Genomic DNA, 21,973 nt, shown 5'->3' with positions numbered 1-21,973 from the left:
AAAGCCCGAGCTTTGGTTGCATGTTTTTAAACGGTGACCTAGCATCATTTTTGAATGATGGCTTAATGATATTATTTGGCGTTGCACGTTTTCATCCCTGCATCAGCCGCTGTGTGCCCATCACTCCGGACAGCAGGCCGATCCCCAGCAGAAATACACTGGGGGCCTTGGCCATGACTTTCTGGGCCACCGCGAAGGACAGCATCTGGCGCGAGATGGCGCCATAGATCAGCAGGATGGTGATATCGATCACCCCCCAGATCAGGGCGAGGATCAGTCCCTGTTTAATGAAGTCGCCATTGGGTTCGATGAACCCAGGCAGGAAAGCGAGGAAAAACAGGATGTCTTTCGGGTTGGACAACCCCACTTTCAGGGCGCGCCAGAAAAAATGACGCTGGCTTTTTTGCACCGTGGCAACGCTGTCCGAACTGGCCAGGAGGCTGGACACCCCCAGCCAGGCCAGATACAGCCCGCCGACCACTTGGCCCCAGTTCAGCAGCACCGGGCTCACATCCAGCGCGGTATAGATGAGCGTCAGGGTGATCAGCAGCAAGAGTTGGGCGGACACCACGCCGCCTGTGATCGTGGCCGCAGGCCAGGCTTGCCTGGCATCGGAGATGACCAGGGCCACCACCGGACCGGGCGAGGCAATCAGGAAAAACACGGCCAGGGCAAAGGTCAGGTGCAGCATGCTCATAGGGTGGTTACCAGGTCCAGGACACGTTGGTTTTTGCCCAGGCGTTGCGCGTAGTAGCGATAGCCGGCGACCGCGAACGTGCGTTGGATCCAGCGATCGCGGCCGTCCAGGCCAGCCGAGAACGCACTGCGGGCATGCGCGGTTTTACGGTTGTCGATAATCAACAGGTCACCGGCCTTGAGGTGCACCGGGTGGGCGACTTCCCAGGCGGCCTTGCGCAGGAGTTCAAGCTTGAGTTGCGCGTGCTTGCTGCTGGCCACCATGAATTGAGGGTCAAAGCGGAAATAGGGCGACTCGGGGTCACCGTAAAGAACCGTTTGTTTTTGGTTTATATCAATGCGGCAGTTTTTTTCTGTGGCGCAGTAGTCCGACAGAAAGTTGTATTTTTCTTCATGGAAATAATTCAGGTCATGCGGGGTAATAATGTCGCGAATGCCATCGATGGAGCTGATGAAGGTCGCGGCCTCGGCGCCGGGGTCCTGGCGCAGGCAGAAAAGCACCAGATAATCCGGAGACACGGCATGAAAGGCATTTTCGGTATGCAGTTCCAACTCGCAGTCGTAGCTGTCCGAGTTGGCACCCTTGGAGTACTTTTTATGCGGGAAAAAGTTATTGATGATATCGCCGTTGGATTCCTGGATATAACCAATTGGATCGCCCAGCATGGCCGTGGCTTTCAGAATGATTTGCTCACTGATCGTGCACTCTTTGTGCAGGCTGGCACGGTCGCTCGGTGTTGGCGGAATTGTGCCGATGGGCAGGTCTTTTAAATGCAGGAAGCCTTTTTTATTACCAAATAAACGAAAATTCAATATATCGGATTCGGTCGCCTGGTCGAGTTTCGCTTGCTGGATACTGGAAGACAGGAGTTGATTGAAATTAGGCATGGTGAAGGATCTGCTGTGTGTTTAAAAACTATTAAAGGCCGCAGAGGTTAGGCGCATGCCAAGCATGATTGGATTTTTTATAGGGTTCGGTTGCGCTTGAAATGACTAATAAGTCTGTCGCTTATTTGTACGGTTGATTATTTGTCAATCGCACGGTATTTAAAAACGGAAAAAAATGATGGGTAAGGATGAGTATGAATCATGATGCGCTTGATCAGGGCGCGCGCCGGCTGCCGCCGCTCTACGCATTGCGGGCCTTCGAATTGGCTGCGCGTTTCAGTTCTTTTACCCAGGCTGCCGACACCCTCTTTATCACCCAAAGCGCCGTAAGCCGGCACGTCAAGGCCTTGGAGGAGCATTTTGGCTGCGCATTGTTCGAGCGCAAAGGGCCGAAAATTTTCCTCACCCAGACCGGACGATTGTTGGCCCAAGAATTGAAAGTCGGCTTTCGCCTGATCGAAAATGCCTGCACCGTCACCAGCCGCAAGGAGAAAACCCTGAGGGTCAAGGCGCCTTCCACCTTGACAATGCGCTGGTTGCTGCATGTGCTGGATGAGTTCAATGCCGTGAACGGTATAGAGCAGGCGCAATTGTCCAGCGAGTGGATGGACGTCGATTTCGTCAACTTCGATGTCGAGCCGTTCGACTGTGCCGTGTTGTTGGGCAACGGGCGTTTTTCCGATGACCTTGAGTTTATCAAGCTGTTTGATGAATGGCTGATACCGGTCTGCTCGCCGAGCCTGCTGGAGCAGCACAACCTGAGCGGTGAGGGGATATTCTCCGCGGAATTGATCCACCCGTCCCGGGACCGGCGCGATTGGCAACGCTGGCTGGAGCGTGTGGGCTTGATGTCGGCGGTTTCCTGGCAGAAAGGCAAAATTTTCGACACCCTGGAGCTGGGTATCTCCGCCGCGATCCAGGGGCGCGGCGTTTCCATCGGTGACCTGGCGCTGGTCGGTGACGAATTGGTCAAGGGCTCACTGGTACTGCCCTACAACAAGGCGGTCAGTACCGGTGACAGCTACTACCTGGTATGGCCCGCACGCAGCAATCACAACGCCGCGCTGGAGAGCTTCAAGCGTTATTTGCTGGAAACCGTGCCGGTGATTGACGAGCGCGGGTTGGAATTCTTGAGTTGACGCAGCCCTGGCAACGTCAGGTTCGAAAGCGTCCCACCAGCGTGCTCAACCCCGCGGCCAGCGTTGCTAGCGCCTGGCTGGCTGCGCGGGTCTGCAAGGCACCTGCCGCAGACTGCGCCGACAGGTCGCGGATCGCCAGCAAATTGCTGTCCACCTCACGGGCAACCTGAGCCTGCTCTTCGGCTGCACTGGCAATCACCAGGTTGCGCTCATTGATCTGGCTGATGGCCGCGAAAATATCTTCCAGCACGGCCCCCGACGCCTGGCTGATACCCAGTGTGTCTTGCGCCCGCGCCGTGCTGCTGCGCATCGAACCCACCGCCTGTTCGGCCGTGCTTTGCACGTTCGCAATCATCTGTTCGATCTCGCGGGTCGATGTCTGGGTACGGTAGGCGAGGGTGCGCACCTCGTCGGCCACGACGGCAAACCCTCGGCCTGCTTCACCTGCGCGGGCCGCTTCGATGGCCGCATTGAGGGCCAGCAGGTTGGTCTGCTCCGAGACCGAGCGGATCACGTCCAATACCTTGCCGATGTTGCGCACTTCATCGGCGAGGTGCTGGATATGCGTTGCGCTGCCCTGAATCTCGGTGGCCATCGATTGCGTGCCGCTGATGTTCTCGCGTACTTGCTGGCGGCTTCTTTCCGACAGCGTATGGGAGGCGGTGGCCGCTTGCGAGGTAGACACTGCGTTGCGCGCCACTTCTTCGACCGCGCTGGTCATCTGGTTGACGGCTGTCGCTGCCTGTTCCAGTTGCATGTCCTGCTGTTGCAGGCCACGGTTGCTTTCTTCGGTGACGGCATTGAGTTGTTCAGCGGCTGAGGCCAACTGCGTGGCGGAGTCAGCGATCTGGATCAGTGTTTCGCGCTGGCGGGTCTGCATGCGTTGGAGTTCAACGAACAGCTCGCCGATTTCGTTGCGACCAGGCGAGACGACCTCACAGGTCAAGTCGCCCCCGGCAATGCGTTTGAAGTGCTCGCCGGCCTCGCGCAATGGCCGCAGGACCCTGCCGGCAATGAATGTCCAGCAGACGAGCGCGAGTGCCAGGGTCGACAGGGTCAGGGCGATAGCCAGCGTTTGCGCGGTCTTCAGCCGTGCAGCCGCTTGCGTGTTGATCTCTTGGGCGCGGGCATTCAAAGCGTCGACCAGCTTCACGCGGATTTCCTGCAGCTTGGTCATGCTATTGCCTGCAGCAATATTGACCTGGAAATACTGATCGGCCGAATGCGCACGAGTGGCGGCGCGCTGGCCGGCGATGGCCGTCCCGTATTCGGCGAATGCCTCTTTGAGAGTGTCGGCGAGCGCTTTCAGCGCCGGCTCACGCAAGTCTGTGGTCGAGGCATCGAGCTTGGCGATGGCCTCGCTCCAGATAGCCTCGCTGCGAACCAGCCGTGCCTGCGACTCATCAAAGCGTGCGCCGACGGTCTCGATAAACGCCGAGGACACATTGGCGCTGGTGCGAATGGCCAGTAGCAATGCGTTGTTGATCCCGTCGATTTGGCGTGAAGTGCGCCCCAACTCGTCAATCTGGTCGTGACTGCGTTCGGCCGACCACCAACCGTTCAGGGCCGAGAACAGCAGTGCAATGACGAACAGCAGGAGCACCCCGAACATACCGGTGCGAATTTTCAGATGGGCGAGCATGAGGCCACTCCGTGAACGACTGGATAATAGTGACCGAGCTATCCGCCGCCGCTTCAGGAACTTAAGCGGCAAAAGTGGGAACTCGTTCGATTACCGGACGTTAAATGCGGCGCGGGTTGAGGCTTATGGATGAGCAGGGTAATCAGTGTATCCGCGCTGGTCGCCACCAAAGAAGGTACTGGGGTCTGACGCGTTGAGCGCCAGTCCCTCCCGGATGCGCCGCGGCAAGTCAGGGTTGGCCAGGAACGGCCTTCCGAAGGCAATGATGTCAGCACGGTTGGCGGCCAGGGCACGTTCTGCGGTTTTCGGATCGTAACCACCGGCCACCATCAGCACGCCTTTCCATTGCGTACGAAGTTGGCCGATGATTGCGTCCCAGCGTGGATCGAAATGCTCGTCCTTGACGGTGCCGACCACGGCAGGTTCCACAAGGTGCAGGTAGGCCAGCGGCCAGCGGTTCAGGGCGCTGACGATATGGCCGAATGTGGCTTCGGGAGTCGCATCGCCCATGCCCATGAAGCGGCCCATCGGTGTCAGCCGTACACCTACGCGCTCCGCCCCGACCTCATCGGCAACCGCCTCGACGACTTGCAACAACAGGCGCGCGCGATTTTCCACACTGCCGCCGTAGGCGTCTTCACGCTGGTTGCTGTTGCTATTGATGAACTGGTCGAGCAGATAACCGTTGCCCGCGTGGATTTCAATGCCGTCCATGCCGGCTTTCAAGGCGTTGCGCGCGGCGCGACGGTAATCCTCGATGATCTGCACAATCTCTGCAGTTTCCAGGGCGCGTGGTACGGGTACATCCCCCCAGACGCCGTTGCCATCGTCATCCACGATGAATGTCTTGCCTGGCACCGGCAGTGCGCTGGGGGCAACCGGCAGGGCGTTATCGGGTTGGAAGCTGGGATGGGAAACACGCCCCACATGCCACAGTTGCATGAAGATCAGTCCCCCGGCTTCGTGCACCTGTGTACTCACCTGGCGCCAGCCTTGCACCTGTTCATCACTGTAAATCCCCGGGGTCCAGGCGTAGCCCTGACCTTGACGAGAAATCTGCGTGGCTTCGGTAATGATCAAGGCGGCACCGGCGCGTTGCCGGTAATACTCGGCGTTCAGGGCGGTCGGGAGATCGCCCGGCTGGCCGGCTCGGGAGCGGGTCAGAGGGGCCATGGCCACACGATGAGCCAGTGTGTAGGGGCCAACGGCGATAGGTTGAAACAGGTGCTGAGTCATGGGTAGTTCCTTTGCGTCAAACGCAATGCGTTGAAGGGGGCTTGGGGCTATGCCTGCTGCACTGAGCGGGTCAGGGGCAGGTTCAGCCAGCGGCGGCCGGTGGCGTTCGCAACGGCGTTGCCGATGGCGGCGGCCATGGGGCCCTGGACGATCTCGGCTGCGCCAAGAAAAGGTTGCCCCGGTTGATCGAGCAAATGTACGTCGACCTGCTTGGGTAACTGAGGAAAGCGCAGGATCGGGTAACCGCTCCAGTCGTAGCTGCGGACTCCGCCCGGGTCGTAGTCGACTTTTTCATACAAGGTCCAGCTGGCGGACTGCACGATGCCTCCCTCCACCTGGTTGCGCAGGCCGTCGGGGTTGACGATTTGCCCCACGTCCACGGCGGTTATTACTTGGTCGAGCTGAATCTCGCCGGTTTGCGGATGCACGTGCAAACGCACGGCGAGTGCGCAGTAGCCCATGATGTTTTTGTAGCGGGCAAACGCGAAGCCAATGCCGGAGCCCGGTTGATTGCCTTTATGCGGCCAGCCGCTGGCATCCCGGACGCGTTCGACTACCGCACGGGCTCGCGGGTCTGCCAGATGGGCAAGGCGCAAGGCAACCGGATCGGTGCCGGCCTGGATGGCCAGTTCATCGATGCAGGCTTCGATGGCGAAGATATTGATGTGGGCCCCCAGCGAACGCATGGCGGATGTGCGAAACGGCATTGTGGTCACGAAGTTCATGTCGATGCGCGTAGAGGCCAGGGTGTACAGCGGCACCGCATTCCGATCGCCATCCCCTTCGGGCTGGGCGATTGGAACCGACGGCGCGGAGACGAACGGACGGGCCAACAACCGAGCGGGGATCAGTCTGCCGGCATTTACGATGCGTTCGTTGTGTGGCGTGGTCCACAGTTCATAGGCCCAGTCCTGCAATTTGCCCTGTGCATCGAGGGTGGCCCGGACCTCGGTGAGCATGGCACTGCTGTAGGGCTCCCAGAGGTTTTCCTGCTCGCGCATCCATTGCACGCGCACAGGCGTGCCGGCGACGCGCATTGCAATCAGCGCGGCGTCGGCCGCCGCGTCGTCCGCGCCATTGTGGCCGTAACAGCCGGACCCCTCGACATGGATGCAGCGCACCTGCGCCGGTGCCAGCCCCAGCATCTCGGCGATCCCGGTGCGAAGAGGGTAGACACCTTGCGTGTGGGTCCACACGGTGAGCATGCCATCCTTGAACCAGGCCACGGCGCAGGACGGGCCAATGGACCCGTGCATGAGGTACTGCTTGGTGACGCGCGCGTGATAACTCGCGCCGGCTACGGCGGCCGGGTTGCCTTCATGGCTGATGGGATAGCGATGGGCGGGCAGGCGGGTCAGCAACGAGTGGATGTCATCCGCGTCGGGAATCGCCTCTGCACCGCTCCAGCGGGCCAGCGCATACCCGCTGCGCATCGCTTTGATCGCTTGCCATTCATCTTTGGCCACCACAGCCAGGTAGTTGCCGTCGCGCACCACCTGTACGACGCCGGGCAGGTTTTTGACTGACTCGGTATCGAACGCTTCGAGCAGGCAACCAGGCCGTGGTGGACGGATGACGCGGGCATGGAGCATGCCGGGCAAGCGCAGATCCTGGACGAACGCTGCGCCACCACTGACCTTGGCCGGGATATCCAGGCGTGCAAGAGAATGGCCGATCAGCTTGAACGCGGACGCCGGCATCGAGGGTGATTGCGCCTTCGCATAGTGGTGCAGGTCAACGCCCTTGACGGCTTCGGCATAGGTCATCCGTTGCCCGTTTGGGCCCTGGATGATGCCCTCCTGAGTGGTCAGCAAGGCGGCTTCGACTTTCCAGCGGCGTGCCGCCGACTCCAACAGCAACTCGCGAACCTGAGCCGCCGCATTGAACAAGGCTGTGCCGCTGTCGAAAATACTGTGGCTGCCGGCGGTGTAGCCTTCGTCGGGCGTCAGGGCGGTATCCGCAGTGAGCAGACGGATCGCGGAGGGTGAGATATCCAGGCGTTCGGCGGCAATCTGCAGGAGTGCGGTTTTCACGCCTGTCCCCAATTCAACCTTGCCGGTGTAGACGGTGATGCCCTCGGCATCGACGCGGATCCAGGCATCGAGGTAGGGATTGGTGCGCAGGCTTCCAGGAAGATCGGGTGCCAGCACCACCGTGCCGAGCGTATCGACTTCGCTGTCGGCCAGTGCATGCCGCGCTGCCGGTAAAAGGGTGAATGTCAGGACCAGCGCGCCTGCGCGCAGAAAAGCGCGGCGCCCCTGATCAACCTCAGGCTGAAGGGTCATACGGCGCTCCTGTCTTGCCTGGCGACACGGCTGATGGCCTCGACGATCCGCAAGTGGGTTCCGCAGCGGCACAGGTTGCTCGCCATATGCTCGCGAATGGTGTCTTCGTCTGGATGGGGAGTGTGCTCAAGCAACGCCTGGGCGCGCATCAGCATGCCGGCGATGCAGTAACCGCATTGCGCGGCCTGGGTCTCGATAAAGGCCTTTTGCAAAGGGCCTGGACGCTCTGCCGTGCCCAGGCTCTCGACCGTGCGGATGGCCTTGCCCTCCAGGCCCGTGCAGGGGGTCAGGCAGGAAAATACCGGCTGGTCATCCACCAGCACAGTGCAGGCACCGCACTGTCCCAGACCGCAGCCGTACTTGGCGCCGTTAAGCCCCAGATGATTGCGCAGCGCATACAGCAACGGCATGTCGGGCGCGAGCTCCAGCGAGTGGGGCGAGCCGTTGACGTTGAGGGTCATTTGGGTCATTGCGCCTCCTGGCGTAACTCGTGAAGGGTGGAAGAAAGGTCTGTCCATGGCTGGCCCGGCTTCGCCTGCTCGCGAAGAAATGCAGCCAGTGCCGCGATCTGCTTGTTGTCCAGGCTGGCAACGAACGGTGGCATGGCCGGCCCGGGTTGCCCTGGGGTGGCCGGCACGCCTTCGAGCACCGTCTTGAGAAAGTTGCGCGCGCTCACTGCCTGCAGCGCTGAGGTCTGGCCCAGGGCGGGGCGCCCGTCGATCTCGCGCATCGGCGCGGCCGGGCCATGGCAGCCCGCACAGGCGCCTTCGAACAACAGGGCGCCAGACGCCTGCTCGGCTGCCCCGATGGGGCGTGTGACCGCTGGGGCGGGGGAGGGAGATGCGGCGCTCGTGAGGCTCAGCAGGTATTCGGCAATGGCTTCGGCGTCGCCGGCGGGCAGCTTGGCCAGGCCCAGGCTGACCGGGCGCATCGGCCCGGCCGCGGTACCATGGCCTGCCACGACTTCCGCGCGCAGATAGCTCACCAACTGCTCGCTGCTCCAGGCAGGGGCACGGTTGGCCAGGCCCAGCAGGGAAGGCGCGTCCCATCCGTCGACCCGCCCTCCCGCAAGGTGCTCAGCGGTTTTCTCGGCGCCCAGCGGGTCAAGTGGAGAATGGCAGCCGGCGCAGTGGCCTGGACCTTCGACCAGGTAGCGGCCACGGTTCCAGCTTGCCGATTGCTGCGCCACGGGCGTCAAGGGTTGGGTATGCAGGAACAGCAGATTCCAGAACGACACCAATGGCCGGATGTTCATCGGGAATTTCATCTGGTTCGGTACGGCTGGCGAGTGCACGGCGGGGCCACTCATCAAATAGGCATAGACGTCCTGGATATCCCCTTGAGTCAGGCGGCGGTAGTGCACGTAGGGGAAGGCGGGATACAAGAAGTGCCCATCGCGTGAGACCCCTTCGCGCATGGCTCGCTCAAAGGCCGGTAATGACCATTGGCCAATACCGGTCTCGGCGTCCGGTGTGATATTGGTGCTGTAGAGCGTGCCGAACGGTGTTACCAGAGCCAATCCACCCGCCAGGTATTGGCCGCCGGGACGTGTATGGCAGACTGCGCAGTCGCCGGCTTCGGCTACCCGCGCGCCCTGTTTTACCTGAACGGGATCGAAGTGCCGTGGCGGTTCGGCCGGTGCGATCGCCGGGCGCCACATCAGCAGCACCGCGCATATTCCACCGGCCAAGGCGAGAACTGCAGCGCCCACTCCTAGCTGCCTGGCTTGCATGACATCACCCTTCATTCGTCCGTGAACCCGCAAGGGATTCGTATCGCCGAGGGTAGAGAAGAGACGCACGCGGCGGTATTGCCAAACCGCGCAACGGCGCTTTGCGTCATACGCATCGCTCAGTTGGCCCAGCGTTGGATGTTCCTCGGCGCCGGTGCCTGAGCACACGTATGCAAGACACTCCATGCACGCTTGGGCATAGTGGTTCGCTTGTTTTTTTGTTCGGAATTGGCTGATGGACAAATTGCTGGCGCTGAAGATGTTCGTTGAAACCGTGCGGTGTGGCGGCTACTCATCAGCGGCGCGCAAGCTTGGTCTCTCGACGTCTTCGGTGACGCGCCAGGTGGCCGGCCTGGAAAGTGCCTTGGGCGCCAGCCTGCTTAATCGCACCACACGCAACACCAGTGTCACGGCTGCGGGGCAGGCTTATTTCGAAAAGGCCGTGGTGATTCTCGACGCCGTCGACGAAGCCGATGCCACCGTCGCCGACCGTGGCACCGAGATCCAGGGGCACCTGCGTGCCAGCGTCCCGGTGGAGTTCGGGCGACGCATTATCGCGCCTCACCTGGGGCGTCTGCTTGAGCGTCATCCGGGCCTGGAGATCAGCCTATCGTTGAGCGATCGGGTCAGCGACCTGATCAGCGAGCGCATCGACGTGTCTGTGCGCCTCGGTTCTTCGATGGTCAACGAGGACGTCGTCAGCAAGAAGATCGGGGATTTCCAGCGTTGGGTCGTGGCCAGTCCCGAGTACCTGGCGCAGGCCGGGCTGCCGCTGCATCCCAATGACCTGCTCAACCATCAGTGCCTGCGGTTTGACTATGGCGCGGCGCACCACGACTGGACGTTCCAGGGCGACGAGGACACCTTGCGCCTGAGCGTGCAGGGGCGCTTGCAAAGCAACAACGCCGACATCCTGCGTGAAGCGGCATTGGCGGGTGGCGGGGTGGCGCTACTGGCCGACTGGCTGGTGCGTGACGATGTCGGCCGGGGCCATCTGACCCGCGTGCTGGAACAGTATGAAGTCAATCCCGGCACCGCCAGCACCGGCATCAATGCGCTGTACCTGCCTAACCACCGTGGCTCGCGGCGTATCAATGTGTTTATCGCATTCCTTGAGGAAATCCTCGGCTAACGCCCTTCATCTGGCGTACGGTTTCTGCCAGCCAGCGCAAGACTGGCGGGTGGGTTGCGCGGTAGCGCGAGCCATTTACGATCAAAGCTGAAATCGAAATACTGTCTCGCCAAGGTTGACAGTAGTGTGCGTGGGTTCACGTTTCCTTCACGTTGCAATTGGCCATAATGGTCAGTGCTGACCCACGTCTCCTATTTCCTTTGACATCAGTGATTTCCAACCCATGAAAACCGTGGCAATGGTGCTGTTTCCAGACTTTCTCCTGCTCGATATGGCCGGGCCCATGGAAGTGTTTTCCATCGCCAATCGTTATCTGGCGGCGGCCGATCATTATCAGCTGTTGACGATCGGCACCGAGCATGGCGCCTTGCGCGCCTCCAATGGCGTCAATGTTCAGGCCGACGTGCACATAGACCAGGCCGGCGACAGCTATGACCTGTTGCTGGTGCCGGGCGGCCCGGGGGCCTACAACGGAAAACACCGGCCGTTGCTCGACTGGCTGCAGGGCGCGGTCGGCCGGTCGGCCAGGTATGGCTCGATCTGCACCGGGGCGTTCATATTGGGGCATGCCGGTTTGCTCGACGGTTATCAGGTGACGACTCACTGGCATTACACGGAGCGGTTGATTCGGGCGTTCCCCAAGGCAATCGTCAAGACCGATCAGATTTACGTGCAGGATCGCAACCTGAACAGTTCCGGCGGGGTCACCGCCGGCATCGACCTGGCGCTGGCGCTGGTCGCCCAGGACCACGGCAAGAAAATTGCCCAGGACGTGGCCAAGGTCTTGCTGGTGGTGATGAAGCGCCAGGGCGGACAGGCGCAGTTCAGCCCGTTGATGCCCGCCGTGGCGCCGCCGGAAACGCCGGTAGCCCGGGTGCAGAACTATGTGCTCGAACACATTGATGAGGCCTTTAGCGTCGAACGCATGGCCAGCCTGGCGAATATGAGTGCGCGACATTTCGCCCGGGTGTTTGCCCGTGAAGTGAACATGACGCCCATGGAGTTTTTGCAAAGCGCGCGGATCGACTGGGCCCGCAGCCTGCTGGAAACCAGCGACCTGCCGCTCAAGACCGTCGCCTACAAGAGTGGTTTCGGCAGCGTGCGGCACATGCGTTTTCTGTTCGGTGAAAAACTCGGCTTGACACCCGCCCAGTACCGCGAACTGTTCAGCTGAGGCGCGGTTGTCCGTCCTGCGCACCGGGATGGCCGTGACGCTCCCTCCAGGGCGGTTGTCCCGTCACGGGTGTCTGCCAAGATGTTTATGAACTCTTGGCAATGGAGATGCGAGAGCCTGGGCGAACTCGTGCAATGCGCTATCTCGAGTCGGGCCGGGTTTTGCGCACTGAATGTGCATGAACAGACTCAGCGATTTAAACAACAGTGCGGTGTTGCGGTTTGGTCCGTATGTGTTTCACACGCGTCAACGGCTGATCCTGCACGGTGATCGGCCGCTGCGTATGGGCGGGCGGGCCCTGGATATCCTCCAGGTACTGGTCGACCACGCGGGCGACGTGGTCAGCAAGGAGGCATTGATTGCCCAGGTCTGGCCGACTTCGGTGGTCGAGGAAATCAACCTGCGCGTGCACATCGCCGCCCTGCGTCGGGCCCTCAACGATGGCCAGGACGGCTGTTGCTACATCGTCAATGTTCCCCAGCGCGGTTATTGCTTTGTCGCCCCGGTGCAACGCGAGCCGGACGGGCTGCCGGTTTCGATCGAGACCGTTGAGCAACCCCGACACAACCTGCCGGTACGGATCACGCCGGTGATCGGTCGGGATTCGCTGGTGGGCAGCGTGGTCCGGCAGTTGCCGGTTTGCCGTTTCATGACACTGGTCGGCCCCGCCGGCATTGGCAAGACCACGGTGGCTTTGCGCGTGGCCGAACTGTTGTTGCAGCACTATGACGATGGCGTCTGGTTGGTGGATCTGGCGGCACTCGATGATCCGGCGCGGCTCGTCGATTATCTGGGCCAGACGCTCGAACTGGACGTGGCTGGGAAGGCGCTGGCGCAACGGCATGCTTTGCTGGTGCTCGACAATTGCGAGCACTGGCTCGAATGCTGCCGAAAGCATGTGGAGAGCCTGTTGGCTGCGGCGCCACGGTTATCGATCCTGGTCACCAGCCGCGAGCCGCTGCGGGCTGCGCGGGAGACGGTGCAGTGTCTGCCGGCCCTGGCGGTGCCGCCGATGTCGGCGTTGCACAGTGTCGGCGAGACCCTGAGCTATTCGGCGGTGCAGTTGTTTGTCAGCCGTGCCCGTAGCCGCCAACAGGGCTTTACTCTGCGTGAACAGGACCTCCCGGCCGTGCGGGAAATCTGTCGGCGCCTCGACGGTCTGCCGCTGGCCATCGAGCTGGCGGCGGCGCAGATCGATGCGCTGGCACTGGTTGGGCTGCGCGCGCAACTGGATAACTGTTTTCAATTGCTGACCCAGGGCCGGCGCACCGCCGTCGCGCGGCATCAGACACTCAAGGCCGCATTGGACTGGAGCTATCAGCGCCTGAGCCCGCTGGAACAGACCGTCCTGCAAGGGCTGGCGGTGTTCAAGATAGCCTTTACGTTGGACGCAGCCATCGGCGTCATCAGCTGTGCGGTGCTGCGGCCCGCCAGCCTCGTCGAAGTGATAGACCGGCTGGTGCATAAATCGCTGTTGTCCGCAGAACAAAGCAATGGCATCACCCGTTATCGGTTCCTCAACACCACCCGCACTTACGTACTGGAAAAACTGGAACTGAGCGGGCTGCAGCGCGTGTTTGAAGTGCGTTATGCCGGCTACATCAGCCGGGCACGCTGGGTTTCAGGCAAGCCGGTGTTGTTGCAACTCGTCAAGCAAGCGACGGACTTTGCTTAGGTCCGGGGTGGCAAAGCCTTCGGTAAACGCGTTGTAGAGGGGCGCCAGCAAATCGTGGGCTTGTTGCAGGCGTCCTTGACGCTGCCAAAGCTCGGCCAGGGATGTCGCCGTGCGCAGTTCCCACGCCCGTGCCCCCTGGGCCCTGGCAATTTCCAGGGCTTGGAGCAGCACCGTCTCGGCAGCACTCTGGCTGTTTTGCGCAAGCAGGGCATTCGCTCTGGCCCGCAGGATTTCCGCGGTGCTCCAACCGGCAGCGCCGTTTTCGGCGCGTGCCAGCAAGGCGTCATCGACGAAACCGCTATCCAGGGTGACCATGATTTCATGGATCAGCCCGTTGCCGGCTGTCGCGGTCGGATGTGCGCCCTCGGCATCGAGCACCTGCGCATACTGCCGGGCCCAGTTATAGAACAGCAGCACCGAGTGCTTTTGTGCCTGTTCGAGCAGCAGGCGCAACAGCTCGCGGGCCGTTTGGCGGTCACCGTTGTAGTGCGCGATCAGGCACCCGGACAGCGCCAGCGTGTAGCAGATGGACGTGCCGTGGTCGATCTGGACGGCAATGTCCAACGCCTGCCGGGCAGTCTGCCAGGCCGTTTCGGGAAGGCCCTGCAACCAGAGGATCCGCGCCAGAATGGTCAGGGACGCGACGCTCTGGTCGTACTGGATGCCAAAGCCATGGGTGAAGCGATTGAGGTGCCCGCTCTGGGCCATGCACTGGAGGACCTGTTCGGCGCGCTGGCGTGCCTGGTGCTGGTCACCGGCAAAGTGCAGGGCCAGCACCTGCAAACGCTGGGTACTCAGGGAAACGGCGGCGTTGCCTTGCACGCCCAGGCGATCGAATTGCAGGCTCTGTTCCAGGGCCGTTTGATAGTTGCCGCAACTGAGGTTGACCGCCATGTGCCCGGACACGGCCCGGAGCTGGCCGGCCAGGTCGTTGTTGCTTTCGGCCAGGGTTCGGGCGCTTACAAAGGCTTCGACGGTTTCGGCGGTGCCCCCTTGGGTGTGGTAGCAGGCGCTGCCGAGGGCGAGGTTGAGGGCCGTTTTCAGGCGGGGGCAGGGCGCGGGCGTCAATTGGAGCAGGGCCAGGGCCTTGCGCACGTAGACACCGTGCTCCTTGAGCAGCGACAGTTCCTGCCAGAGGGGCGTCGACACCGAAGCCAGCTGGATCGCCACGGTCTGTGGCCCTTGCGCGTTAAAACCCCAATCCAGGGCCGCGCGGATGTCTTCCAGGTGGCGCGCGTAGCGCTCGATCCAGACCTCGGTCTGGACCTGCTCCCAATCGTTGCCGGCCTGGTGCATCAAGGCCAGGCAGCTCTCGGCGTGGCGTTGCAGGGTGCCCTGCAAATCATTTGCCTGGTCGAGTTTTTCCAGGGCATAGCTGCGGGTAGTGTCGAGCAGACGGTAGAATACCTGCTCGTCACCGACCTCCACGTTCAGCAGGGACTTGGCCACCAGTTGCGTAATCGCGCCTAGCACCGCGTGGGGTTCGAGCTGCTCTCCGACAATCACCGTCGCCGCGGCCTCCAGCGTGAAACTGCCCCTGAATACACTCAGTCGGCGCAGGCTGATCTGTTCACAGGGCGTCAGCAGCTCGAAGCTGCAGTCGAGTGTTGCGCGCAGGGTCTGATGCCGGCCCAGGGTCGTCTGGCCGCCCTGTGCGTACAAGCGAAAACTGCCTTGCAGTTGCTTCAACAGTTCGCTCAGGCCGAGGCTGTTCACGTGTGCGGCGGCCAGTTCGATCGCTAACGGAATACCGTCCAGGCGGCGGCAGATCTCGATCGCCAGGGGCAGTTCGTCATCGCTCAGTTCGAAACTGTCATGGCTGGCCATTGCCCGTTCGACGAACAGTTGCACTGCCGAAAAGCCCAGGGCCTGGGAGCGCTCCAGCGCAGCGATGGGCGGCGGGCAGTCGAGTGTTTCCAGGCGCTGCACGAATTCGCCTTCGGCCCGCAGGCTCTCGCGGCTGGTGGCCAGAATGTGCACATCGGGCGCCCCGCGAAGGAGGCTTTCACTGAGTAGCGCAATCGCGTCGATCAGATGCTCGCAGTTATCGAGGACCAGCAGCATGTGCCGTTCATGCAGGAAGGTCGTCAGCGCGCTCAGCGGCTCGGCGTCGTGCAACGACAGCTCCAGCAGCGTCGCCAGGTGGTTGGCGATCATCGCGGGATCGCTGATCGAGGCCAGGTCCAACAGGCGAATGCCGTCCCGGTAGCGACCGATCAGCTGTTCCGCGACGCGCAGCGCCACGCTGGTCTTGCCGATCCCCCCAGGGCCGACAAGGGTGATGAAACGCTGGCGTGGCAATTGCGTTACCAGACTGTCAACCAAGGCCTGGCGACCCACCAGGCGCGTGTGACGAATCGGCAAGTTATGCCCGCGCTGCCCCTGGCCGCTGCTCGGCGGGCGTTGTTCGGCAGGCGCCAGCGAATACGGCGCGACGAAGCTGTAACCCCGCTGGGCCACGGTGACGATATAGCGCTGGCCGGCTTGACCGTCGCCGAGGGCTTTGCGCAGCGCCGCGATATGCACACGCACATTGATGTCTTCGACAACGCTGTTGGGCCAGACCCGTGCGATCAACTGCTGCTTGCTGACCAGATCCCCGGCGTGCTCCAGCAGGATCAACAGAATGTCCATGGCGCGCCGGCTCAGGCGCAGGGGCTGGTCGGCCTCCAGCACCAGGCGTTGTCCGGGGTAAACCCGGTAAGGGCCGAAATGTACAGCCTGTTCGGGGGAAAGGGTCAACGGGTCACTCCTGCCTGCATGCGTCTATCACCGGGTATCCGAGCATGTTCCTGAGTTTTTTGCGGCAGCGCAACGCGGCGGTACCGGGTATACGTTGCCGGCGGCGTTTGTGGTGCCGTTCACCCGTGCCGTATCGACTGGGGCTGCGCTGACAAAAGGCTGAGTCGCGGCTTTTGGCGCACCCCTGAGAATTAACAACGTTTAACTCGTCCTGCGTCTGGTTTACACCCAAAAATCCAAGGCTTCCAGTCCATCAACCGAAGGCACTGGTTTTTGTGCTCGTGCAGCAAAAGGGATGGACACTTCAGGAGAAGGCTGGAATGAGCGACGTGGTGGTGGTCTATCACAGCGGTTATGGCCATACGCGGGTTATCGCCGAAGCGGTGGCTCAGGGGGTGGAGCGGCACTCGGGCAGTACGTGCCGGCTGATTCCGGTCGAGGAGGTGGACGAGCAGTGGGACTGCCTGCACCGCGCCGACGCGATCATCTTCGGCGCTCCGACTTACATGGGCAGCGCGTCGGCGTCCTTCAAGGCCTTCATGGAGGCCACCGCGTCGTTCTACCTGGCGCAACCCTGGCGCGACAAGCTGGCTGCCGGGTTCACCAACTCCGGTTGCCTGTGTGGCGACAAACTCAACACCTTGCTGCAGATGGCCGTGTTCGCCGCCCAGCACTCGATGATCTGGGTCGGCCTCGACCTGTTGCCGGCGCGCTCCAGCGTTGGCCGGTTCGATGGGCAATTGAATCGTCTGGGCAGCTCGCTGGGGGTCATGGCTCAATCAAATGTCGAGCAGTCCCCGGACCATGCGCCACCTGCCGAAGATCGCTGCACCGCCGCTCACCTGGGGGAGCGGGTGGCGCGCCTGGCCGAACGCATGCACCCTGCGTCGGGTTGATGCATCGCGTCCCATCCCCACAAGGCTCAGCTCAGCAGTGAGCGGCTTGCGCTGCTAAAGAGGCAGGCAGGGCCCGTACGGCCTGGCAGCGCCAGGCGAACGGCGTGATGCCTTCGCTGCGGGTGAACATGTGGCAGAAGTGCGCCTGATCGCAGAAGCCACACTCCAGGCTGATTTGCGTCAAGGTCAGGTCGGTGTCCTGGATCAGTTGCTTGGCGCGCAGGATGCGCTGGCAACGAATCCAGTCCTGGGGCGACAAGCCGGTGCTGGACTTGAAGGCGCGAGAGAAATGACTGCGCGACAGGGCGCAGGCCCGAGCGAGTTCGGTGACTTCCAGCGTTTCACTCAACCTTTCGAGGATCAATTTCTTGACCAGGCTTTCCCGCCAGGGAGAAAGGCCTCCGGTGGCCGGGACGCGCGTTTGAGTGGTTGATACACGGACGGCGTTGTACTGAGCGTGGGCCATGGCAAATATCCGTATCGATGGGAGCGCGCTGGCGCACTGCGCGATGGCTCAGCAGCTTCCCGCGTTAGAAAACAGTCCTGCACAGAGGGCTTCATTTTTGGGCGCGGGTCGGTGGTTGGCGAGTTAAACGTTGTTAATTCCCTGCCTGTGCAACAGCATCCATTGAGCACATTGCTGCAATTTCTTGCGCCGAAAACGCGTGCATAATTGCGCGTATTTCGCCGGAGCCTATCGAACGCGGGTTTTACCGGCGGGCGGCAAGAGCGCCGATGCTCGAGTGAAGTTCGACTGAGGCGTACCTGGCTCAACACACAATGGGACTGTGCCTATGAACCGTAATGATCTGCGCCGCCTGGACATGAACCTGTTGGTGATTTTCGAGGCCCTGATGTTCGAAAAGAACCTGACCCGTGTGGCTGAGAAGCTGTTCATGGGGCAGCCTGCGGTGAGTGCTGCGCTGGGGCGCCTGCGCGATTTGTTCGACGACCCGCTCCTGTTGCGCAATGGTCGCGGGATGGAGCCGACGGCGCGAGCGTTGGCGATTCTTAAAGAGCTGCAACCGGCGATGGACATCATTTCGGGTGCCGTCAGCCGGGCCAAGGAGTTTGACCCGGCGACCAGCTGCGATGTGTTTCGCATAGGCCTTTCGGACGATGCCGAATTTGGTCTGTTCCCGCCGTTGCTGCGCCAGTTGCAGCAGGAGGCGCCGGGCATTGTCGTGGTGGTGCGCCGGGCCAATTATCTGTTGATGCCGGCCTTGCTCGCCTCGGGGGAGATCTCCGTGGGGGTCAGCTACACCACCGACTTGCCGGCCAACGCCAAGCGCAAGCGGTTGCGTGATATTGCCTGCAAAGTGTTGCGCGGGGATGACCGGCCTGGTGAGCTGACGCTCGATGAGTACTGCCAGCGCCCCCACGCGATGGTGTCGTTCTCGGGCGACCTGAGCGGCAACATCGACCTTGACCTTGCCAAGGTCGGGCGTGCCCGGCGCGTGGTGCTGGGGGTTCCGCAGTTCAGTGGCTTGCGGGCGATGCTCGCCGGTACCGAAATGATCGCCACCGTGCCCGACTACGCGGCGTGCGCCTTGGTCGAAGGTTGCGCCCTGCGAGCCGAAGACCCACCGTTTCCCATCGATGCGGCGCAACTGTCGATGGCCTGGAGTGGCGTTCACGATAACGATCCGGCAGAGCGCTGGTTACGTTCGCGGATCAGTCAGTTCATGTCGCAACCCCTGGATATCGCGACCCCCTAGATCCGGCTGAAAGCGGGGTCAGCGTTTTTGCAACCAGCCCAGGAAACCGCCTTTCCTGACCGGCACGGGCTTAGCCATCAACGCCAGCCGACTGTTCTGTTGCCGTACCGCCTGCAACTTGTTCAACGCCTGGCCGACCTCGCTGCGCTGCGCCATGCACTGGCGGGTCAGCTGCTTGTCGAGACGGTAGATGATCGAGGAGGTCAGCGCGGTGAAGGTCGCCTGGGACGGTGTATCGGCAAGGATGCTCTGTTCGCCCATGACCTCGCTCGGCCCCATGCGACCGGCCTCGGCCAGCCCATTGCTGTCGGACACGCTGACACTGACGATACCGGTGGCAATCACAAACAGGCTGTCCGGCACTTCGTCCAGATCCAGCACCACCTGGCCGGCGCTGTATTGTTGCGGCACCATTGATTCGGCGAGGCGGTCACGCTCCTCATGGCTGAGCGAGCGGAAAACCTTCACCTCATCGAGCAACGCACGGGCGCGGCTCGAGGGTTCGATCACACCGTCCGGATGCCGCGAGATACCCGCCGCCTCAAGATGCCGATGGGCGAGGTCGAACAACTGGTTGCGCACGTCGCCTTTCCTGGCCAGTTCGGCGATGAAACCGCTGGCCACGTATTCGGACATTTCCTCTCCCGCCTCTTTGAGCAACGCTTTCGGCGCCGGGTTGAGCAACAGGCTGCTGCTGCCTTGCAGCGTCCGGTCGAGGGCATCGAGTACCCGGCGCGGCCGCACGTGATTCGGCACCTTGATGCTGATCGACACGCCGTGCAGGTTGGTGGGGCGGCTGAGGTTGACGATCTTGGCCTTGGCCGCCACCGAGTTAGGCACCACCGCCAGGGTGCCGGCGCTGGTCAGCAGATGGGTGGCACGCCAGTCGATATCGAGCACCTTGCCTTCGACGCCGTCGATCATCACGAAATCGTCTACCTGATAGGGCTTGGTGGTGTTGAGCACGATGCCGGAGAACACGTCGCTCAACGTACTCTGCAGCGCCAGGCCGACCACAATGGCGACCACCCCGGAGGTCGCGAGCAAGCCTTTGACCGGCAGCTCCAGCACATACCCGGCGGCGGCGACAATGGCCGCCAGGAACACCAACGCGCCGATCACGTCCTGCAACAACCGACCGCTGTGCCCGATGCGCCGCATCAGAATCAGGCCGACCACTTCGGTCAGCACCCGTGCGGCGTACAGCCACCAGAGTATTCCCAACGCCGTAGCGCCCAGTTGCGCAACCCGGTCATCGGCAAACAACGGCGCCTGCAACGGGCTGACGCCGGTATTGATCACCAGCGCGCTGAACGCCACGAACAACAGCAGGCGCACGCCGATCCGCGAGGCGCGGTGCGTGAACGGGGCGAGATGCCAGAGCAACGCGTCGAGCACCAGCAGCAGGGCGCTCCAGGACAACGGGTGGGTGAGGAAAAGGCTCATGGATTGCACTCCGGCGGGTACAAAAAAACTCGCCACACCCTGAGGTGTGGCGAGAGGTCGGACTCAGTTCAGATGCGTCTTGAGTTCGGCTGCGGCTTGACGTACCGCCGCTTGGACTTCCGGAATCCGGCTCAGCGGATTGAGCAGGCCGAAGTCATGAATCATCCCGTTGTAGCGCACCGCCGTCACCGGTACACCGGCCGCGTCGAGGTGGCGGGCGTAGCTTTCGCCTTCGTCACGCAGCACGTCGAACTCGGCGGTTTGCACCAGCGCGGCAGGCAGGCCCTTGAGCTGTTCGGTGCTGGCATTCAGGGGGGATGCGTGGATCTGTGCACGTTCGGCCGGGTTGGTGGTGTAGTTGTCCCAGAACCACTGCATCATGCCTTTGGTCAGGAAGTGGCCTTCGGCAAACTGCTGGTACGAGGCGGTTTCGAACCCGGCGTTGGTCACCGGCCACATCAGCAACTGGAAGCGCAGGGCCGGGGTGTGCTGTTCCTTGGCTTTCAACGCCACCACCGCTGCCATGTTGCCGCCGACACTGTTGCCGGCCACCGCCAGACGCTTGCCGTCGACGCCGATGTCTTTGCCGTGCTCGGCCACCCATTGAGTGGCGGCGTAGGCCTGGTTGATCGCGGTCGGGTAATGAGCTTCCGGCGACGGGGTGTAGTCGACGTACACGGCAACTGCGCCCGAGCCCACCACCAGATCACGAATCAAGCGTTGGTGGGTCGGAAAGTCGCCCAGCACCCAACCGCCACCGTGGAAGAACATGAACACTGGCAACTCGCCCTTGACCTTGGCCGGACGCACCACTTTCAGGTTGATCACCTGACCGTCAACCTGGATCGCCTTGTCGCTGACCTCAACCCCCGACAGATCGACCTTCACCGACGCCTGGGCACCGGTCAGCACGCTGCGGGCATCTTTCGGGCTCAGTTGCTCCAGCGGTTTGCCACCGCCGGCGGCAAGGGCGTCGAGGAACGCCTGGGTGTTGTGTTCGACGCCAGGGCTGCCGGCGGCGAAAGCATTGCCGATGGACAGGGCGAGCAGGGAAGCGGTGAGGGTTTTCTTGAGGCTCATGATTAATTCCTTTTTCAAACGTTCGAGTTTTTATGCCGTGGGATCGGGCTGCTGTGACGCTGGGTTCAGGTCTCAGCAACACCGTGAGCACAGATTAATGAGGCGCTCGAAAGTGAAAAAGCGGCTGGAAGCCGTTTAACTGTCAATCAGAATGTGACAATGAGCTTATTCGAAGACGGCTTTATAAGGCCGCGCCCGCTGCGTTTTTGATCTTGATCTTGCTTTTGATCTTTAGCGCCCCGTCAAACCACGCTGGCCGAACGCAGGCTTGAATCCGAGGGTAACCCGGCAGGACGCCGGGTTAGCCGTCCTGGGCCAGGGATGGCCCATGACGGCGGCCCACGGATTCAAGCCTGTGTTCGGGCACACCGAGCCTGAGCGAGGTGCCGAGTGGTGGGGCAGGAGCCCTTTGGTTACTTTGGGGCTCCTTTCCAAAGTGACCCGCTGTAAGAGCGGAACCCTAAGCCGCCGTTACCACTTCAATGGATATGT

Annotated in this window: 17 protein-coding genes; 6 read left to right on the top strand and 11 right to left on the bottom strand. The window is 61.8% G+C overall.

From position 1 onward, the window contains the following. Positions 1-91 precede the first annotated feature (91 nt). Positions 92-697, bottom strand: coding sequence for a LysE family translocator (locus ACQRBV_RS25240; protein WP_060756404.1), 606 nt, complete (start codon positions 695-697; stop codon positions 92-94). Continuing rightward, positions 694-1,584, bottom strand: coding sequence for a TauD/TfdA family dioxygenase (locus ACQRBV_RS25235; protein WP_060756403.1), 891 nt, complete (start codon positions 1,582-1,584; stop codon positions 694-696). The genes ACQRBV_RS25240 and ACQRBV_RS25235 overlap by 4 nt, the downstream gene beginning before the upstream one ends. 188 nt (positions 1,585-1,772) lie before the next feature. Between ACQRBV_RS25235 and ACQRBV_RS25230 the strand changes: the two genes are divergently transcribed. Next, the gene (locus ACQRBV_RS25230) at positions 1,773-2,723 is read left to right on the top strand and encodes a LysR substrate-binding domain-containing protein (RefSeq protein ID WP_060756402.1); all 951 of its coding nucleotides are present in this window, start codon (positions 1,773-1,775) and stop codon (positions 2,721-2,723) included. 16 nt (positions 2,724-2,739) lie between these two features. Here ACQRBV_RS25230 and ACQRBV_RS25225 read toward each other — a convergent pair whose 3' ends face one another. From ACQRBV_RS25225 to ACQRBV_RS25205, 5 genes are all read right to left on the bottom strand, one after another. After that, positions 2,740-4,365, bottom strand: coding sequence for a methyl-accepting chemotaxis protein (locus tag ACQRBV_RS25225; RefSeq protein ID WP_411984685.1), 1,626 nt, complete (start codon positions 4,363-4,365; stop codon positions 2,740-2,742). A gap of 123 nt (positions 4,366-4,488) precedes the next feature. Beyond that, on the bottom strand, positions 4,489-5,601 hold the full coding sequence (locus ACQRBV_RS25220; RefSeq protein WP_411984684.1) for an alkene reductase: 1,113 nt from the start codon (positions 5,599-5,601) through the stop codon (positions 4,489-4,491). 47 nt (positions 5,602-5,648) lie between these two features. Then, the gene (locus ACQRBV_RS25215) at positions 5,649-7,886 is read right to left on the bottom strand and encodes a xanthine dehydrogenase family protein molybdopterin-binding subunit (RefSeq protein ID WP_411984683.1); all 2,238 of its coding nucleotides are present in this window, start codon (positions 7,884-7,886) and stop codon (positions 5,649-5,651) included. Further along, complete coding sequence (locus ACQRBV_RS25210) at positions 7,883-8,356, bottom strand: (2Fe-2S)-binding protein (protein ID WP_060756398.1); 474 nt, start codon at positions 8,354-8,356, stop codon at positions 7,883-7,885. The genes ACQRBV_RS25215 and ACQRBV_RS25210 overlap by 4 nt, the downstream gene beginning before the upstream one ends. Beyond that, entirely contained in the window at positions 8,353-9,597 is a 1,245-nt protein-coding gene (locus tag ACQRBV_RS25205) for a c-type cytochrome (protein ID WP_411984682.1), read from the bottom strand. The genes ACQRBV_RS25210 and ACQRBV_RS25205 overlap by 4 nt, the downstream gene beginning before the upstream one ends. 256 nt (positions 9,598-9,853) lie before the next feature. Between ACQRBV_RS25205 and ACQRBV_RS25200 the strand changes: the two genes are divergently transcribed. From ACQRBV_RS25200 to ACQRBV_RS25190, 3 genes are all read left to right on the top strand, one after another. Further along, positions 9,854-10,750, top strand: coding sequence for a LysR family transcriptional regulator (locus ACQRBV_RS25200; protein WP_104993289.1), 897 nt, complete (start codon positions 9,854-9,856; stop codon positions 10,748-10,750). 223 nt (positions 10,751-10,973) lie between these two features. Beyond that, positions 10,974-11,924, top strand: a complete 951-nt coding sequence (locus tag ACQRBV_RS25195; protein WP_198763100.1) for a GlxA family transcriptional regulator — start codon at positions 10,974-10,976, stop codon at positions 11,922-11,924. Positions 11,925-12,102: 178 nt separating this feature from the next. Next, positions 12,103-13,599 (top strand): ATP-binding protein, encoded by a 1,497-nt coding sequence (locus ACQRBV_RS25190; protein ID WP_090371981.1) that lies wholly within the window; start codon positions 12,103-12,105, stop codon positions 13,597-13,599. Here ACQRBV_RS25190 and ACQRBV_RS25185 read toward each other — a convergent pair. Next, on the bottom strand, positions 13,546-16,341 hold the full coding sequence (locus ACQRBV_RS25185; protein ID WP_411984681.1) for an ATP-binding protein: 2,796 nt from the start codon (positions 16,339-16,341) through the stop codon (positions 13,546-13,548). The genes ACQRBV_RS25190 and ACQRBV_RS25185 overlap by 54 nt on opposite strands. A 320-nt stretch (positions 16,342-16,661) precedes the next feature. Here ACQRBV_RS25185 and ACQRBV_RS25180 point away from each other — a divergent pair, with 320 nt between their 5' ends. After that, a complete protein-coding gene (locus ACQRBV_RS25180; protein WP_060756392.1) occupies positions 16,662-17,237 on the top strand; it encodes a flavodoxin family protein in 576 nt (191 codons plus the stop codon). Positions 17,238-17,268: 31 nt separating this feature from the next. On the opposite strand, the gene ACQRBV_RS25175 is transcribed toward ACQRBV_RS25180, so the two are convergent. After that, on the bottom strand, positions 17,269-17,703 hold the full coding sequence (locus ACQRBV_RS25175; RefSeq protein ID WP_411984680.1) for a helix-turn-helix domain-containing protein: 435 nt from the start codon (positions 17,701-17,703) through the stop codon (positions 17,269-17,271). Positions 17,704-18,031: 328 nt separating this feature from the next. Here ACQRBV_RS25175 and ACQRBV_RS25170 point away from each other — a divergent pair, with 328 nt between their 5' ends. Continuing rightward, positions 18,032-18,955: a LysR family transcriptional regulator gene (locus ACQRBV_RS25170; protein ID WP_060756390.1), complete on the top strand. Its 924-nt coding sequence runs from the start codon at positions 18,032-18,034 to the stop codon at positions 18,953-18,955. A gap of 18 nt (positions 18,956-18,973) precedes the next feature. On the opposite strand, the gene ACQRBV_RS25165 is transcribed toward ACQRBV_RS25170, so the two are convergent. Together ACQRBV_RS25165 and ACQRBV_RS25160 are read right to left on the bottom strand one after the other, a co-directional pair. Then, positions 18,974-20,401 carry a mechanosensitive ion channel domain-containing protein gene (locus ACQRBV_RS25165; protein ID WP_411984679.1) on the bottom strand — a complete coding sequence of 476 codons (1,428 nt, stop codon included), beginning with the start codon at positions 20,399-20,401 and terminating at the stop codon, positions 18,974-18,976. A gap of 63 nt (positions 20,402-20,464) precedes the next feature. Further along, the gene (locus tag ACQRBV_RS25160; protein ID WP_060756388.1) at positions 20,465-21,481 is read right to left on the bottom strand and encodes an alpha/beta hydrolase; all 1,017 of its coding nucleotides are present in this window, start codon (positions 21,479-21,481) and stop codon (positions 20,465-20,467) included. Positions 21,482-21,973: the final 492 nt, after the last annotated feature.

The organism is Pseudomonas sp. R11F (assembly GCF_050312575.1).
Classification (GTDB): domain Bacteria; phylum Pseudomonadota; class Gammaproteobacteria; order Pseudomonadales; family Pseudomonadaceae; genus Aquipseudomonas; species Aquipseudomonas palleroniana.
Note: the sequence above shows the minus strand (reverse complement) of the source record. Positions and strands in the feature narration are given on the sequence as shown.

Coding starts and splice junctions, on each gene's coding strand:
- ACQRBV_RS25240 (WP_060756404.1), bottom strand. CDS start 697: ATGAGCATGCTGCACCTGACCTTTGCCCTGGCCGTGTTTTTCCTGATT.
- ACQRBV_RS25235 (WP_060756403.1), bottom strand. CDS start 1,584: ATGCCTAATTTCAATCAACTCCTGTCTTCCAGTATCCAGCAAGCGAAA.
- ACQRBV_RS25230 (WP_060756402.1), top strand. CDS start 1,773: ATGAGTATGAATCATGATGCGCTTGATCAGGGCGCGCGCCGGCTGCCG.
- ACQRBV_RS25225 (WP_411984685.1), bottom strand. CDS start 4,365: ATGCTCGCCCATCTGAAAATTCGCACCGGTATGTTCGGGGTGCTCCTG.
- ACQRBV_RS25220 (WP_411984684.1), bottom strand. CDS start 5,601: ATGACTCAGCACCTGTTTCAACCTATCGCCGTTGGCCCCTACACACTG.
- ACQRBV_RS25215 (WP_411984683.1), bottom strand. CDS start 7,886: ATGACCCTTCAGCCTGAGGTTGATCAGGGGCGCCGCGCTTTTCTGCGC.
- ACQRBV_RS25210 (WP_060756398.1), bottom strand. CDS start 8,356: ATGACCCAAATGACCCTCAACGTCAACGGCTCGCCCCACTCGCTGGAG.
- ACQRBV_RS25200 (WP_104993289.1), top strand. CDS start 9,854: ATGGACAAATTGCTGGCGCTGAAGATGTTCGTTGAAACCGTGCGGTGT.
- ACQRBV_RS25195 (WP_198763100.1), top strand. CDS start 10,974: ATGAAAACCGTGGCAATGGTGCTGTTTCCAGACTTTCTCCTGCTCGAT.
- ACQRBV_RS25190 (WP_090371981.1), top strand. CDS start 12,103: ATGAACAGACTCAGCGATTTAAACAACAGTGCGGTGTTGCGGTTTGGT.
- ACQRBV_RS25180 (WP_060756392.1), top strand. CDS start 16,662: ATGAGCGACGTGGTGGTGGTCTATCACAGCGGTTATGGCCATACGCGG.
- ACQRBV_RS25175 (WP_411984680.1), bottom strand. CDS start 17,703: ATGGCCCACGCTCAGTACAACGCCGTCCGTGTATCAACCACTCAAACG.
- ACQRBV_RS25170 (WP_060756390.1), top strand. CDS start 18,032: ATGAACCGTAATGATCTGCGCCGCCTGGACATGAACCTGTTGGTGATT.
- ACQRBV_RS25165 (WP_411984679.1), bottom strand. CDS start 20,401: ATGAGCCTTTTCCTCACCCACCCGTTGTCCTGGAGCGCCCTGCTGCTG.
- ACQRBV_RS25160 (WP_060756388.1), bottom strand. CDS start 21,481: ATGAGCCTCAAGAAAACCCTCACCGCTTCCCTGCTCGCCCTGTCCATC.